The sequence below is a fragment of the Stenotrophomonas sp. DR822 genome, assembly GCF_019793815.1.
Classification (GTDB): Bacteria; Pseudomonadota; Gammaproteobacteria; order Xanthomonadales; family Xanthomonadaceae; genus Stenotrophomonas; species Stenotrophomonas indicatrix.
In genome coordinates this window covers 2,433,140-2,446,506 of record NZ_CP081826.1, presented here as the reverse complement: position 1 = coordinate 2,446,506, position 13,367 = coordinate 2,433,140, and the positions used below count along the sequence as shown (strand labels likewise).

Genomic DNA, 13,367 nt, shown 5'->3' with positions numbered 1-13,367 from the left:
TCGGAACTCAAACCCGCATATGACAGCGAATCTTCTCATCCGCATGCTTTCATTTTCCATAGGGACAACCCGGAATGGTCGAAGCGCCGTCACCGCTGGTCGCCTTCATGGTTACAGGGCAAAGATCAAACGCTGTTGCGGGAACCAAGCGACGCTCCTTCAGTACCAGTACCCGCGTTGCAAGACGCTGCAGCAGTTCGAGGTGATGGGCCGAGAGAAGGACGGCTGCCCCCTGCTGGGCTGCCCGGGTGATGAGAGTTGCAGCTGCGACCTGATTGAGGGGATCAAGGCCGGAAAATGGTTCATCCAGTATCAGGACTTTAGGGTGATGGAGCATGCACGATGCCAGCTGCAGTTTTTGCAGATTTCCCTTGGAAAGGCTGGAAACCCGGTGTGATTCCCGGTCGAGGAGACCCACTTCCTGAAGCCAGTGTTGTCGCGCCTGTTTGGTCCGCGCTCCACTCATGCCTCTGAGCTGAGCCCAGAATTCAAGCGACCGTCCCACCGTAACTTCTCCAAAGAGACTCCTGGATTCGGGGAGGTAGCCGATTTCTGTATGCGAAAGCGGAGACGAGTGCATCCCATCCCAGTGACTTACATGACCAGAATCGGCGGGAATGAGATTGCAGATGATGCGGAAGAGCGTCGTCTTTCCTGCGCCGTTCGCGCCAATGAGACCCACAATTTCGCCAGCGCAGACCTCGAGGTCGAGTTCGTGCAGAACAGCCTTCTCACCAAAGCGCTTGCAGATGCGATCAATTGTCAGCATGACCGGCCCCCTGCTCGATCCGGGCCGCGAGCTGGAGTGCCCTTCCCCTCATGAAACGGCTGTGTCTGGAATGGACAAGCCTGACCAACTCAAGTGCGGCGTCGGGTGTCGGACTGCTTGCAACCAATGCTTCCAGTGCAGCCATTCTGACCCGTTCCACGGCGTGGCTGCGGAAGATGTCGCGAAGAACATGTTGCGCCTCGCCATTTCCGGACCCTGCGGCAATCATGAACATCGGGAGTGCGCTGGATCTGTTGATCACATTCGAGATCGTCCAGTTCTCTGGATGAAATTCGTATTGGTCCATTGTGACGCTGCGCAGAGAGTGTTCCATGATGTTGATGCTTACGGAGAATCGCTCTGGTGCGATCTGTCGATGGATGTCCGTGAAAGCTCTGTACAGCAGGATCTTTCCCTCTGACAAAGCGGATCTCTCGATGAACTTCAGGTCGACCTGCTCGCCAGGAACGCCAGGCACTTTGGCGTAGTCGTACTCAAAGTAGTCGCTGCTGTATCCAGGGCCCTGATAGCCAACGGTGAGGAAATTGAAGTTGTGATCGTGAGGGACGCCATAGAAGAAGGCTCCCTTTCCGCTGGAGAGCAGGATTTCATCGTTCTCCCCCGGCCAGAAGCAGGCCCGCAGGAAATAACTCTGGCCAGCCACCTGAGGCGCATGGAGCATGAACACCTGAGGCGTATAGTCATTGTCGGCCTGAATGTCTTGATTGTCTTTGAGCTCCCCACAGATCATCTCCGAAAGGAAGTCGCGATTGTTCGCCAGCTGCTTGAGTGCAGGGGCGACAGAGATCATTGAGTCATGATCTCGGGGGTCGAGCGAAGACTGTCGCAGGTGTTCGACCAAGTCGGAAAGTTCGATGACTTCAGGTGATTCATATTGAATATGAACGGGCATGGTTGATTTCATCCATTGTTCGTACATTGCGCGGCAAGCATCCGGATCTCGTCGTCGGAATCCGACCTCGACATTTCGTGGAGCCTCCGACGTGCCGCCTCCGGATCCAACCGGTGGAGCGATCGAATCGCATGCCAGCGTATGAATGGTGTCGGATGCGTTGAGATGTGCAACAGCATCTGCACATTCCGTTGGCCCGGAATCTCGGCGAGAACGCTGGCGAGGAGGTGAAGTCGTGACTCCTCTACATTGGCTGCCGTATGACCAAAGAGTGTGCCGCTGCCTACAGCGAAGTGCTGTGTCGTGCTCAGGCGCGGTTGACGTGAGATGCAGATCAGCATGCCTACCGGGCGCATTCCGTTGCAGAGATGCATGCCCTGTTTTCCGCCTTCAAGGAAGACGTGGTCGTCAGCGCAAGCTCGCTTGATCTGTGGTGTGGAAAGACGGGCTTCGCAGTCGGCATCGCCAGACTCGACGTTGAATGTCCGGTACTCCACATCCTGCCCACGGGCGAAAAGTATCAATGAGTCTGAGCCGGAGATTGAAATCCCGGTGTCGGCAGTTGATCGCGTTGAGAGATTGAGCTTGGTCGGCAGGCTCTGCATGTAGTGAACCTGTACTGCAGAATCCTTGTAGATGACCAGACCATTCAGCGGTGACTTGGCGAAAAAACGCTCTGGGGTGACGTAGAGCGGGCTTTTGAGATGTTTTTTGCATTCGTGCAGGAAATGGTCTGCCAGAATGATCGGGTCAAACTGACGGCAGATCGATATCATCAGGCGCTCGTTCAGATGTACGTCGCCGCGGCCATTGATATCCATGCTGAGCTGACGAACCCGCGCTGCGCAGCCAGATTCTCTCAAGACATCGAAAAGCGTGTTCTTGCTGCCGTAGATGGCTTTCAAACTGCGCAGCTCCGCAGGTTCGTCAGCCAGATCGGACATCCTTTGAGGATTCTCCATGGTGCCTCCCAAGAGTTGGTGGACCGGGAATCCGGTCCACCTTGGCATCCGATTCACTGCGGGGTTGGGTGGATACCCCGGTTGATGAATATTCCGACGACAATGCCAACTGCGGCGCAACCTGGGCCAGTGGTTTCGATAAGAACACAGGATCCGTACATGCCTACGGATCTCTTCTGCCCTGGCAGATCGGAGGATTTCATTGTCATTTCCTCAGGTAGGCAGAACGGCAATTACGATTGCGACGGCAATCAAGACCGGCTCGATGGGAGAGCAGAGCAGGGATGTTCCAGTCATCCCTACCGGTATGGCCAAAGGGGGTAACGAGGTGTGCACTTGATTCTCTCCATGTGAGGTTCTGATGGCCCGCAGATCTGTGCAGGCAGGTTCGTTGTCGTGCATCAAACGCCGTGATTCCTTGACGCAACTCCCAATTCCGCGTCCCCGGTTGATTCGTGTCAGCCGCCGCGCGGAAAAGGTGTCTCCTCGGCCGGAGGTCATCAGCCGCAGACTGAGTGCGGGCCGGGAAAACTCCGAGCCTGCCGTAGGCGAAAATCAGCTTGTCGAAAACTGGGGTGATATCCGTCAGCCGAACGTCCTAGAATCCGTCTTCCCCCGGCTCCCTGGTGTGTCATGTCGGCTCCCCCCGTTCCGTCTGCGGCTGCCCCCCGGGGTGGCCTTGTCGTGCTGGCACTGCTGCTGGTCTATGTGGTCTGGGGTTCGACCTACCTGGGCATCGCCAAGGCCCTGCATGGCGGCGCGCTGCCATTGACGATGGTCTCCGGCAGCCGGTTCATCATTGCCGGCGGCCTGATGTACCTGGCGCTGCGCCTGTTCTGGAAGATGCCCGGACCCACCCTGCGGCAGTGGCGCAACCTGGTCATCATGGGCGTGACCATGCTGGTGCTGGGCAACGGCATGGTGGTGCTGGCCGAGCGCGAGGTGTCATCCGGCCTGGCCGCCACCGCGGTGGCCTCGGTGCCGCTGTGGATGGCGCTGTTCTCGGCCCTGCGCGGGCAGCATGCCAGCAAGGGCGAATGGCTGGGCATCGCCGTTGGCTTCGTCGGCGTGGTCTGGCTCAACGCCGGCAGCAGCCTGACCGCATCGCCCACCGGGCTGGTGCTGCTGCTGATCGCGCCGGTCGGCTGGGCGTTCGGCTCGGTGTGGGCACGCGGGCAGGACCTGCCGGGCCCGTTCATGACGGCCGCCGGGCAGATGATCTGCGGTGGCGTGCTGCTGGTGCTGATCGGCCTGGTCGTCGGCGAGCGCCCCACCACCCTGCCCGACAGCGGTGGCCTGCTGGCGATGGCCTACCTGTGCGTGTTCGGTTCGATCGTGGCGTTCACCGCTTACGTCTGGCTGCTGCAGAACGTGCGCCCGGCGCTGGCCGGCAGCTATGCCTACGTCAATCCGGTGATTGCTGTCCTGTTGGGGGCTGCATTGAATGGTGAACGCTTTGGTTGGCGCGACTTCCTGGCCATGGCGGTGATACTTCTGGGTGTGGTGGTACTGACGATGGCAAGGACACGCAAGCGATGAGCATGGACGAGAAAGAACAGCGACGGGGACTGTTGATCACTGCCTCCACCTTCGTGCTGTGGGGGCTGGTGCCGGTGTACTGGCATCTGCTCAACGAAGTGCCCTCGTTCCAGATCATCGCCCATCGCATCATCTGGAGCGCCGTGCTGGTGGTGGCCTGGCTGCTGATCGCATCACGGCTGGGCTGGTGGAAGAAGATCGCCGCGCAGCCGCGCGCGCTGCCGATCCTGGCGGTATCGAGCCTGACCATCGCCTTCAACTGGGGCCTGTACATCTGGGCGATCAACGCAGGACATGTGATCGAAACCAGCCTGGGCTACTTCATCAACCCGCTGGTGAACGTTCTGCTGGGCGTGCTGGTGCTGAAGGAGCGCCTGCGCCGCGTGCAGTGGCTGGCGGTGGCCATCGCCGCGGTGGGCGTGGCCTGGCTGACCCTCGATGCGGGCACGCCGCCGTGGATCGCGCTGGGCCTGGCGTGCTCGTTCGGCCTGTACGGCCTGCTGCGCAAGCTGGTGTCGGTCGATCCGGTGGCCGGGCTGGGCGTGGAAAGCCTGTACCTGTTCCTGCCCGCGCTGGGCTTCGCGCTGTGGTCGGAAAACGGCCATGGCGGTGGCTTCTTCGGTGGCTGGGGCTGGGCCAACGACCTGATGCTGATTTTCGGCGGGGTGATCACGGCGGTGCCGCTGATCGGCTTCGCCTACGGGGTCAAGCGCATCCCGCTGTCGCTGGTCGGCATCCTGCAGTACATCGCACCGAGCCTGCAGCTGCTGCTGGGCGTGTTCTTCTTCCACGAGGCGTTCGACACGGCCAAGGCGATCGGCTTTGCCGCGATCTGGGCCGGCCTGGTCCTGTACGTCGGTGACAACATACGGGCGATGCGCGGCGCGAAACGGTAGCGCCTCGGGGGGGGCAGAGCCTTCGCGATGCAAAGGGAGCCGACCCCGCAAAAAAGAACGGCGCCCCGAGGGGCGCCGTTCTGCTTCCATCCACGGCCAGGAGAGAGTTGGCCGGGGCGGGAACGCGGTTGCAGGCTTAGAAGCGCTGCTGGTACTTCATGTACATGAAACGACCGATGTCGAAGCCACCGTAGTAGGTGAAGCTGCTGTTGGGCTGGCTGTACATGATCGGACCCTGGTGGTCGAACACGTTGTTCAGGCCCAGCGACACGGTGCCATCCCACGGCAGGCTGTAACGCACCTGCAGGTCGTGGAAGGTGTTGGAACCCACCTTGCGGCTCGGCTGTGCATCGGTATATGGCGAAACGAAGTCGGCCATGTTGCAGTCCGGGCCACCGCCCAGATCGTACGAGCAGGCTTCCTTCATGCCCGAGTAGTAACGGGCGGTCCAGCCGATGCCGAGGTTGCCGTACTGCCAATCCAGGTTGAAGGTCGAACGTACGCGGAAGTCACCGGCCCAGCCCACGCGCTGCTCCACCGGGGTGGTGGCGGCGCTGTCGTTGCGCTGCTCCAGGTAGTCGGTGTAGGTGGTGTTCCAGTTGATGGCGAACTTGCCGTAGGCGGTTTCCGGCAGGCGGTAACGCACACCGATGTCATAGCCGGCGGTTTCGCGGTAGCCGGCGTTGACCAGCGAACGATCCAGCGCCGAAACCTGGCCGCGGGTGGCCGCAGCGGTGGAACGGGTGAAGCGACCGCATGCCGAATCCACGCCCTGCACGTAGCACTGGTTGAGGATGTCGGTAGCCGACTCGCCCACGATGGCGTTGTCGATGCGGATCTTCCACCAGTCCAGGCTGACGTCCAGGCCCTGCACGAATTCCGGGCTGTAGACCAGGCCGACGGTCCAGGTCTTGGCGGTTTCCGGCTTCAGTTCCGGGTTGGAACCGGAGTTGAAATCGGAGGTGGCCTGCTGGCCCGGGCGGTTGGCAAGGTTGCCGTCCGAACCGGTCTGCTGACGGAAGTTGGCAGGCACGTTCAGCGCCTGGCAGCGTGCTGCCACGGTCGGGCTGCTGGCGGCGATGCCGAACTTCGTATCGCACGGATCGGTGAACGAATCGCGGCTGGAAACCGCGCCGCCGTAGAGATCGTCCACGGTCGGTGCACGGAAGCCGGTGCCGTAGGTGGCGCGTACCAGCAGGCTGTCGATCGGCTTCCACTTCAGGCCGAACTTGCTGTTGGTGGTCGAGCCGAAGGTGTTGTAGTCGGTGTAGCGACCGGCCAGGTCCAGCGACAGCTCGCGGGCGAAGGCCATGTCGGCCAGCAGCGGCACCTGCATTTCCAGGTAGACCTCGTTGAGCGAGTAGTCGCCACGGGTCGGCTGGCCGGTGGTGCCGGCGATCTGGCCCTTCTGCACCATCAGGTCCGGGGTGTAGCTGGCTTCTTCGCTGCGGTGCTCAACGCCCATCGCGCCCATGATGTCGCCGGCCGGCAGGGTGAACAGCGAGCCGGAGATGTTGGCGCTGGCGACCTTGGTGGTGCTGCGCATCTTGTCGACGAAGCGGGTGAACAGGTAGTCCTGCACGTCCTGGTTGCCCAGCGAGCCCGGGCCGGTGTAACCCATCGGCGCAGCCGGATTCCACGGCACGCAGCCGGCGATCACCGCACCCGGTGTACCGCAGCGGGCCACATCGCCGTCCATGAAGGACGGGCCGACGGCCAGGTTGACGTTCGGCTGGTACATGCTGCCGGTGCCAACGCGCTCGCCTTCATTGCGGTTGTACATGTAGCTGACGTTCCAGTCCCAGTAGCGCGAACCGGTTTCGAAGCTGCCTTCCAGGCCGAGGCTGGCACGCTTGGTTTCCAGCGTGTTCTCGGTACCGCGCGGCAGCTCTTCGGTGCGGTGCGAGAACAGCACGTCCTGGCCCCACTTGTTGAAGGTGCTGTCCTTGGACAGCGCAGCGCGCGTGCCGTTGCGCGACTGCGCAGCCGAGACCGAGTACGGGTAGCCGGCCAGGTGCTTGGTCGACTCGCGCTTGCTGTACAGCGCATCGGCGACGATGCGCAGGTTGTCGGTGATCGAGAAGCCGCCGTTGGCGAACACCGAGGTGCGCTCCAGGCCGCTCAGCAGGCTCATGTTGGTCTTGGCGTTGGCGCCGTCAGCCGGATCCGGCGTGTGGAAGTTGCCGGCGCTGCTCGGGTCGCCGCCCGGGCCCACGGTCAGCGGCTTGCCACCGACGGTGACCGTGCCCCACTGGGTGGTCGGGCTCAGCGCGTCGACGTCGTCGGCATGGCGCGGCCCACCCGGGTAGCGGCTGAACGCGCGCGCATCGCCGAGGATCTCGTCTTCCTTGGTGCGCTCGGCGCCGACGCTGAACCAGCCGCGGTCGAAGGTCTTGCCGAAGGTGGCGCTGTAGGAGCGCTTCTGGCCGTCGCCTTCATCGTACTGGCCGACATAGACGCTGGCTTCGCCACCGTCGAAGTTCTTGCGGGTGATGATGTTGACCACGCCGGCGATGGCGTCCGAGCCATACAGCGCCGAGGCGCCATCGGTCAGCACTTCGACGCGTTCGACGATCGCCGACGGAATCGAGGCCAGGTCGGAGTAACCGCCGGCGCTGACGCCCATGCGGCGGCCGTCGATCAGCACCAGGCTGCGTTCCGGGCCGAGGTTGCGCAGGCTGACATACATGCCGCCGAAATCGCGCGAGGAGCTCAGCGAGGACGAACGGCTCAGGCTCGGTGCGCCGGCTGCCGTGACGTCCTGCAGGATGTCGGCGACGTTGACGTAGCCCTTCTTCTCGATGTCGGCGCGGTTGAGTGCCACCACCGGCTGCGCGGTCTCGACACTGGCCTGGCGGATGCGCGAGCCGGTGATCTCGATGCGGTCGAGGTTGGTGGGGGTATCGCCGGCTTCCTGTGCGAAAGCGGGCGTGGTGCAGCTGGCGGCCAGCGCGATGACGATCGCGTTGCGCAGCGGGGTGGTCTTCAGGGACATCCGTGAAATCTCGTGTTTCAGAAAAAACATGCGTCCGTTCTATGGACGCGTGGGTTGCTGCAAACCAACGTGGGGGCCGGATTCTAGAGTGTTTTCATCGGCAACTGTTTGTCCGCGCGCGCTGTTACGCCGCGAAAATGAATCGCAACCAACAATCCACAGGCGCACTGTGCGCAGCGTCACGCGCGCTGCGTTTGCGATGGGCAGAGGCACCGATAGCGGCGGTGTCTGCGCAATCTGTAATCGTTGTTGCGTGCGTACACGCATCCATCCACGCATGGCGTGGATCTACTGCAACAACGTCGGCGTCCACACCATGCGGGTGGGCCAGTAGATCCACGCCATGCGTGGATGGACCAGTAGATCCACGCCATGCGTGGATGGGCCAGTAGATCCACGCCATGCGTGGATGGGCCAGTAGATCCACGCCATGCGTGGATGGGCCAGTAGATCCACGCCATGCGTGGATGGGCCAGTAGATCCACGCCATGCGTGGATGGGCCAGTAGATCCACGCCATGCGTGGATGGGCCAGTAGTAGATCCACGCCATGCGTGGATGACGCGCAGAAAAAAGGGACGGAGCCTTCGCTCCGTCCCCTGCGCAACGTTCATTCAATCAATGCGTGATGCTCAGGTCTCGCGCAGCGCCGTGGTGATCGGCAGGCGTGCCGCGCGCAGCGCCGGGAACAACCCACCCACCAGGCCGATGCCCAGCGCCCACTTCAGCCCGCTCCACAGCAGCTCCGGCGATACATGGAACTTGAACACCACCGCGCTGAAATTGCTGCCGATGGTGGACACGCTGTAGCCGTTGAACAGCAGCCATGCCACCGCGCAGCCAAGCAGTCCGCCGAGCAGGGCCAGCAGCATGGTTTCCAGCATCACCGCAGTCACCACCGGCAGGCCACGGAAGCCGATCGCGCGCATGGTGGCGATCTCGCGTGCGCGCGTCGCCACGGCGGCATACATGGTGTTGAGCGCACCAAACACTGCACCGACGGCCATGATGGTGCCGATCACCTTGCCGAGAATGTCGATCAGCTTGGTCAACCCACCACCCTGCTTGCTGTAGTAGACGCGGGTGGTTTCCACGTCCAGCTTCAGGCGCGGATCGGCGGCCACGGCGGCCTTGAACTGCTCGAAGCCGGCCTTGCCGTCGGTACGCACGCTGATCGACTGCCAGGCACTGCGCTGGTAGGTGGTGGCCAGCGTGTCGGCGTCGGTCCACAGTTCCGAGTCATGCGCATCGCCGGTAGCGAACACGCCCACGACCGTCCAGGTCTGGTTGCCCAGGGTGAGCGTCTTGCCAACATCCATGTCGCGGAACTGGCTCCTGGCGCCCTGGCCGACCACGATCTCGCGCAGGCCGGCGGCGAACCGGCGGCCTTCGACGATCCTGACCTTGTCATGCACGGCCCACGCCTGCGGGCCGACACCGCGGAACTGCGCATTGACGTCGGTGCCATCGGCCTTGGACACCAGGTTGACCACCTGCGAGAGTTCCGGCGACAGCAGCGGCCGCCCCTGCGCATCGCGGGTGATGCCGGGCAGGGTGGACAGCGTCGGGACCTGCTCGCGGGTGATGACCGAGTTGGTCTCGGCCTGCGAACCGCCGCGCAGCACGATCGCGGTGGTGTCATCGCCTGTGTTGTTGAGCGTGGCCTGGAAGCCTTCGCCCATCGCCAGCATCGCCACCAGCACGCCGACCACGCCGGCGATACCGACCACGATCACCGAGGAGGCACCCCAGCGCTGCGGCAGGCTGGCGATGCCGATGCGGGTGGCGGCCAGGGCCAGCCGGCCACTGCGGGTGAGCGCCAGCCACAGCCCCAGCAGCACCGCGATGGCGGCGACGCCGATCCACGGCAGGCTGATCCACACCACCAGGCCGACGACCAGCAGCAGTACGGTCACCGCGTTCCCCAGCCACTTCTTGAGCTTGTTCATGTCGGTGTCCTCTTCAGCGGCCGGCGAGCGCGTCGACGATCTTCAGGCGCTTGGCGCGCAGTGCGGGCAGCAGCCCGACCACGATGCCGATCACCACGATCAGGACGATGCCCACCAGCCAGGTCGGCGTCGGTACGTGCGGCGGCAGCATGCCCATGCTCTTGGGGCTGATGGCAGGCAGGATCAGCGCCGCCAGGCCCATGCCGATCAGTCCACCGAGGCCGATCAGCAGCACCGATTCGACCATCACCAGGGTCAGCACCGTGCTGTCCTTGAAGCCCAGCGTCTTCAGCGTGGCCAGTTCCGGAACGCGCTCGCGCACCGCCTGGGCCATGGTGTTGCCGGTCAACAGCAGCAGGGTGAAGAACACCGCGCCCATGATCGAGGTGACGATCATGCCGATGTCGGCGAACTGTTTCACGAACGCCTGCTGGAACGCCGATTCGGTCTGGGTCTTGGTTTCGTGGTCGGAATTGGCCGAGATCGCATCGATGGCCTGCGCCACCCGCGAGGACTGGTCGGGGTTGTCCAGCGTCACCGTGTACCAGCTCACCTGGTTCTTGATGTAGTCGTTGGACTCATCGAAGTACTTCCAGTTCATCATCAGCTGGCGTTCCTCATTGGCCGCCAGTGCGCGATCCTTCGAGCGGTAGATGCCCTTCAGTTCCAGCGGCCAGTCGTTGCTGCCGCCACGCGGGAAGATGGTGGCCTGCAGCGGGATGGTGTCGCCGATCTTCCAGCCGAACTGCTTTGCCAGCGTCTCGCCGACGATCGCGCCGGTACGGGTCTGCTGCCAGTCCTGCAGCTGCGCCGGGTCGATCTGCAGCTCGCGGTAGACATCGAAGTAGTTGGGCGCTACCGAGAAGTTGGGGAAGAAGTTCTTCGGGTCCTGGTAGATGCCGCCGAACCACATGCCGTAGGTGACATCGCGCACGCCACTGACCTGGCGGATCTGCGTTTCCAGGCGGATCGGCAGCGACTGGGTGATCGACAGGCGCGAAGCCACCACCAACCGGTTGGCACCTTCCACGCTGCCACCGGACGAGAACGCCACGCGCACCGAGTCGAGCATGCCGAACAGCAGGAACGCGGCCACTACCGACAGCAGGGTCAACAGGGTGCGGGTGCGGCTGCGGAACAGCTGCGCCCAGACCAACGAGAAGTATTTCATCGCAGTGGCCTCCGTCAGTGGGCCAGCGGCGCGTCGGCCAGCTCGCCCTTGTCCAGGTGCACCGTGTGGGTGGCGTACTCGGCGGCCTTCGGGTCATGGGTGACCATGATGATGGTCTTGCCGTGTTCGCGGTTGAGCTGCTGCAGCAGGCCCAGGATCTCTTCGGCGGACTGGCGGTCAAGATCGCCGGTAGGTTCGTCGCAGATCAGGAAGGTCGGGTCGGAGACGATCGCGCGGGCGATCGCCACGCGCTGCTGCTGGCCGCCGGACAGTTCGTTGGGGCGATGGCTGCGGCGGTCGGCCAGGCCGACCAGGGTCAGCGCGATCTCGGCATTGCGCTTGCGCTGCGCCGCGCTGAGGTGGGTCAGCAGCAACGGCAGCTCCACGTTCTTCTGCGCGGTCAGCATCGGCATCAGGTTGTAGAACTGGAACACGAAGCCGACATGGTGGCTGCGCCACGTCGACAGCTGGCCGCCACTCATCTGGTCGATGCGCTCGCCTTCGATGCTGATCTCGCCGCCGGTGGGGTTGTCCAGACCGCCGATCAGGTTGAGCAGGGTGGTCTTGCCGGAACCGGACGGGCCCATCAGTGCGACGAAATCGCCGCTGGCGATATCCAGGTCGATGCCGTGCAGCACCTGCACCTTTTCGGGGCCACGCTGGTAGGTCTTGGTGATGTTGCGCAGTGAAACCAGGGTCGACATGGGTGGTTCTCCACGAAAGGCGGGAAACGGGAAAGCGTCCCGGCCAACGGCCGGCGCGCGTCGAACAGTGGTGCTATCCAGCGGTACTGCCGGTGGCGCCATGCAGGCGCCGGGCCGTTACTGCGCTTGTTTCTGCTTGACCCTGGTGCCGTCGCGCAGGGTGTCCGGCGGGTTGACCACCACCGACTCTCCTGCGCTCACGCCCTTGAGGATCTGGCGGTCCTTGCCCATCGCCTGGCCCGCCTCGACCGTGCGCTGCTGCACACGGTTGTCATCGCCCAGCGCGAAGGCCACCGACGCACCCTCACGTTCGACCACCGCAGTGGCCGGAACGCGCACGCCCTGTGGCTTGGCTTCGGTCTGCGGCTTGGCCTGTTCCAGGAAGCTGACCCGCACGCCCATTTCCGGCACGATGCGCGGGTCCTTCACTTTCAGTGCCACCCGCACCTTCACCGTGGCCTTGCCGCGGTCGGCAGTGGGGACGATGGCGATCACCTCGGCCGGGATCTTCCAGTCCGGGTAGGCGTTGAGCGTGGCTTCCACCGGCATCTTCGGCTGCACGCGGCCGATGAACGCTTCGCCGACCTCGACTTCGATCTCCAGCGATTCCATGTCGACGATGGTGCCGATGCCGGTACGGGTGAAGCCACCACCGGCCGACAGCGGCGAGACGATTTCGCCGGGCTGCGCGGCCTTGGCGGTGACCACGCCGGAGAACGGCGCGCGCACGATGTTGTTGTCCACGCCAAGGTCGGCGATGGACAGCTGGTCGTTGGCAACCTTGACGTTGCGTCGTGCGGTTTCCAGCTGCGCACGCAGGCTGTCACGCTGGGCCACGGCCTGGTCGTACTGCGAACGCGAGACCAGCTGCTGGCCGATCAGTGCCTGCAGGCGGTTGGCCTCAGCGGAGGCCTGCTTCTGCTGTGCTTCCAGGCCGACCACCTGGCTGCGTGCGGCCTGCAGCTGCGAGGCGTACAGGTTGCGCTGCGCGTCGGCATCGATCGGGTCCAGGGTGGCCATGATCTGCCCCTGTTCCACCCGCATGCCTTCTTCGATCATCACCTCGCGCACCTTGCCGGTGATCTTGGCCGACACCGTGGCCATGCGCCGGGCGACCACGTAGCCGCTGGCGTCGAGCACCGAACTGCTGGCGCTGCCCTGCTGGATGGCCACCGCCGGCGCGGTGTCCACTTCCACGGTGGGCGCGCGGCCGAACAGTGCGAATGCACCACCGGCCAGCAGCACGATGATCACGGCCACGGCGATCCACAGCCAGCGGCGGCCACCACTGCCGCCACTGGAGGCGGGCGGCGGCGACTTGCGGTCGATACGGAGTTCCTTCAACAGCTCGGCAGAAGCGTTCATTCGTTCCATCACAGGCGTTCGGGCGGGTGTGACCGGAAGGGCAGGCAGCGGCGGTTCCGGCGGTGGAGCGTGCGGCACAGCATGAAGGCAGGTGCATCGGCGATG

General features: G+C 63.6%; 10 protein-coding genes. 2 read left to right on the top strand and 8 right to left on the bottom strand.

Annotation, left to right across the window (positions count from 1 at the left end):
• Positions 1-49: 49 nt before the first annotated feature.
• Genes K5K93_RS11305 through K5K93_RS11295 form a run of 3 tightly spaced genes read right to left on the bottom strand, consistent with a single transcriptional unit; the run spans position 50 to position 2,626 of the window.
• Positions 50-769 (bottom strand): ATP-binding cassette domain-containing protein, encoded by a 720-nt coding sequence (locus K5K93_RS11305; RefSeq protein WP_222387927.1) that lies wholly within the window; start codon positions 767-769, stop codon positions 50-52.
• Entirely contained in the window at positions 756-1,709 is a 954-nt protein-coding gene (locus tag K5K93_RS11300; protein WP_261311835.1) for a transposase, read from the bottom strand. The genes K5K93_RS11305 and K5K93_RS11300 overlap by 14 nt, the downstream gene beginning before the upstream one ends.
• Complete coding sequence (locus K5K93_RS11295) at positions 1,691-2,626, bottom strand: HEAT repeat domain-containing protein (RefSeq protein ID WP_222387926.1); 936 nt, start codon at positions 2,624-2,626, stop codon at positions 1,691-1,693. Before K5K93_RS11295 ends, K5K93_RS11300 begins: the two co-directional genes overlap by 19 nt.
• A 651-nt stretch (positions 2,627-3,277) precedes the next feature.
• Between K5K93_RS11295 and yedA the strand changes: the two genes are divergently transcribed.
• Together yedA and rarD are read left to right on the top strand one after the other, a co-directional pair.
• A complete protein-coding gene (yedA, locus tag K5K93_RS11290) occupies positions 3,278-4,183 on the top strand; it encodes a drug/metabolite exporter YedA (protein WP_222387925.1) in 906 nt (301 codons plus the stop codon).
• Positions 4,180-5,079, top strand: a complete 900-nt coding sequence (rarD, locus tag K5K93_RS11285) for an EamA family transporter RarD (RefSeq protein WP_222387924.1) — start codon at positions 4,180-4,182, stop codon at positions 5,077-5,079. The genes yedA and rarD overlap by 4 nt, the downstream gene beginning before the upstream one ends.
• A gap of 136 nt (positions 5,080-5,215) precedes the next feature.
• On the opposite strand, the gene K5K93_RS11280 is transcribed toward rarD, so the two are convergent.
• The 5 genes from K5K93_RS11280 to K5K93_RS11260 form a co-directional block, all read right to left on the bottom strand.
• Positions 5,216-8,074: a TonB-dependent receptor gene (locus K5K93_RS11280; RefSeq protein WP_222387923.1), complete on the bottom strand. Its 2,859-nt coding sequence runs from the start codon at positions 8,072-8,074 to the stop codon at positions 5,216-5,218.
• 631 nt (positions 8,075-8,705) lie between these two features.
• Entirely contained in the window at positions 8,706-10,022 is a 1,317-nt protein-coding gene (locus K5K93_RS11275; protein WP_093821259.1) for an ABC transporter permease, read from the bottom strand.
• A gap of 13 nt (positions 10,023-10,035) precedes the next feature.
• Positions 10,036-11,193 carry an FtsX-like permease family protein gene (locus K5K93_RS11270; RefSeq protein WP_222387922.1) on the bottom strand — a complete coding sequence of 386 codons (1,158 nt, stop codon included), beginning with the start codon at positions 11,191-11,193 and terminating at the stop codon, positions 10,036-10,038.
• Positions 11,194-11,207: 14 nt separating this feature from the next.
• Positions 11,208-11,897, bottom strand: coding sequence for an ABC transporter ATP-binding protein (locus K5K93_RS11265; RefSeq protein ID WP_025878346.1), 690 nt, complete (start codon positions 11,895-11,897; stop codon positions 11,208-11,210).
• Between the two features lie 117 nt (positions 11,898-12,014).
• Entirely contained in the window at positions 12,015-13,262 is a 1,248-nt protein-coding gene (locus tag K5K93_RS11260) for an efflux RND transporter periplasmic adaptor subunit (RefSeq protein WP_222387921.1), read from the bottom strand.
• Positions 13,263-13,367 lie beyond the last annotated feature (105 nt).

Excerpts from the sequence above, each read along its gene's own strand:
- K5K93_RS11305 (WP_222387927.1), bottom strand. The coding sequence starts at position 769 with ATGCTGACAATTGATCGCATCTGCAAGCGCTTTGGTGAGAAGGCTGTT.
- K5K93_RS11300 (WP_261311835.1), bottom strand. The coding sequence starts at position 1,709 with ATGTACGAACAATGGATGAAATCAACCATGCCCGTTCATATTCAATAT.
- K5K93_RS11295 (WP_222387926.1), bottom strand. The coding sequence starts at position 2,626 with ATGTCCGATCTGGCTGACGAACCTGCGGAGCTGCGCAGTTTGAAAGCC.
- yedA (WP_222387925.1), top strand. The coding sequence starts at position 3,278 with ATGTCGGCTCCCCCCGTTCCGTCTGCGGCTGCCCCCCGGGGTGGCCTT.
- rarD (WP_222387924.1), top strand. The coding sequence starts at position 4,180 with ATGAGCATGGACGAGAAAGAACAGCGACGGGGACTGTTGATCACTGCC.
- K5K93_RS11280 (WP_222387923.1), bottom strand. The coding sequence starts at position 8,074 with ATGTCCCTGAAGACCACCCCGCTGCGCAACGCGATCGTCATCGCGCTG.
- K5K93_RS11275 (WP_093821259.1), bottom strand. The coding sequence starts at position 10,022 with ATGAACAAGCTCAAGAAGTGGCTGGGGAACGCGGTGACCGTACTGCTG.
- K5K93_RS11270 (WP_222387922.1), bottom strand. The coding sequence starts at position 11,193 with ATGAAATACTTCTCGTTGGTCTGGGCGCAGCTGTTCCGCAGCCGCACC.
- K5K93_RS11265 (WP_025878346.1), bottom strand. The coding sequence starts at position 11,897 with ATGTCGACCCTGGTTTCACTGCGCAACATCACCAAGACCTACCAGCGT.
- K5K93_RS11260 (WP_222387921.1), bottom strand. The coding sequence starts at position 13,262 with ATGAACGCTTCTGCCGAGCTGTTGAAGGAACTCCGTATCGACCGCAAG.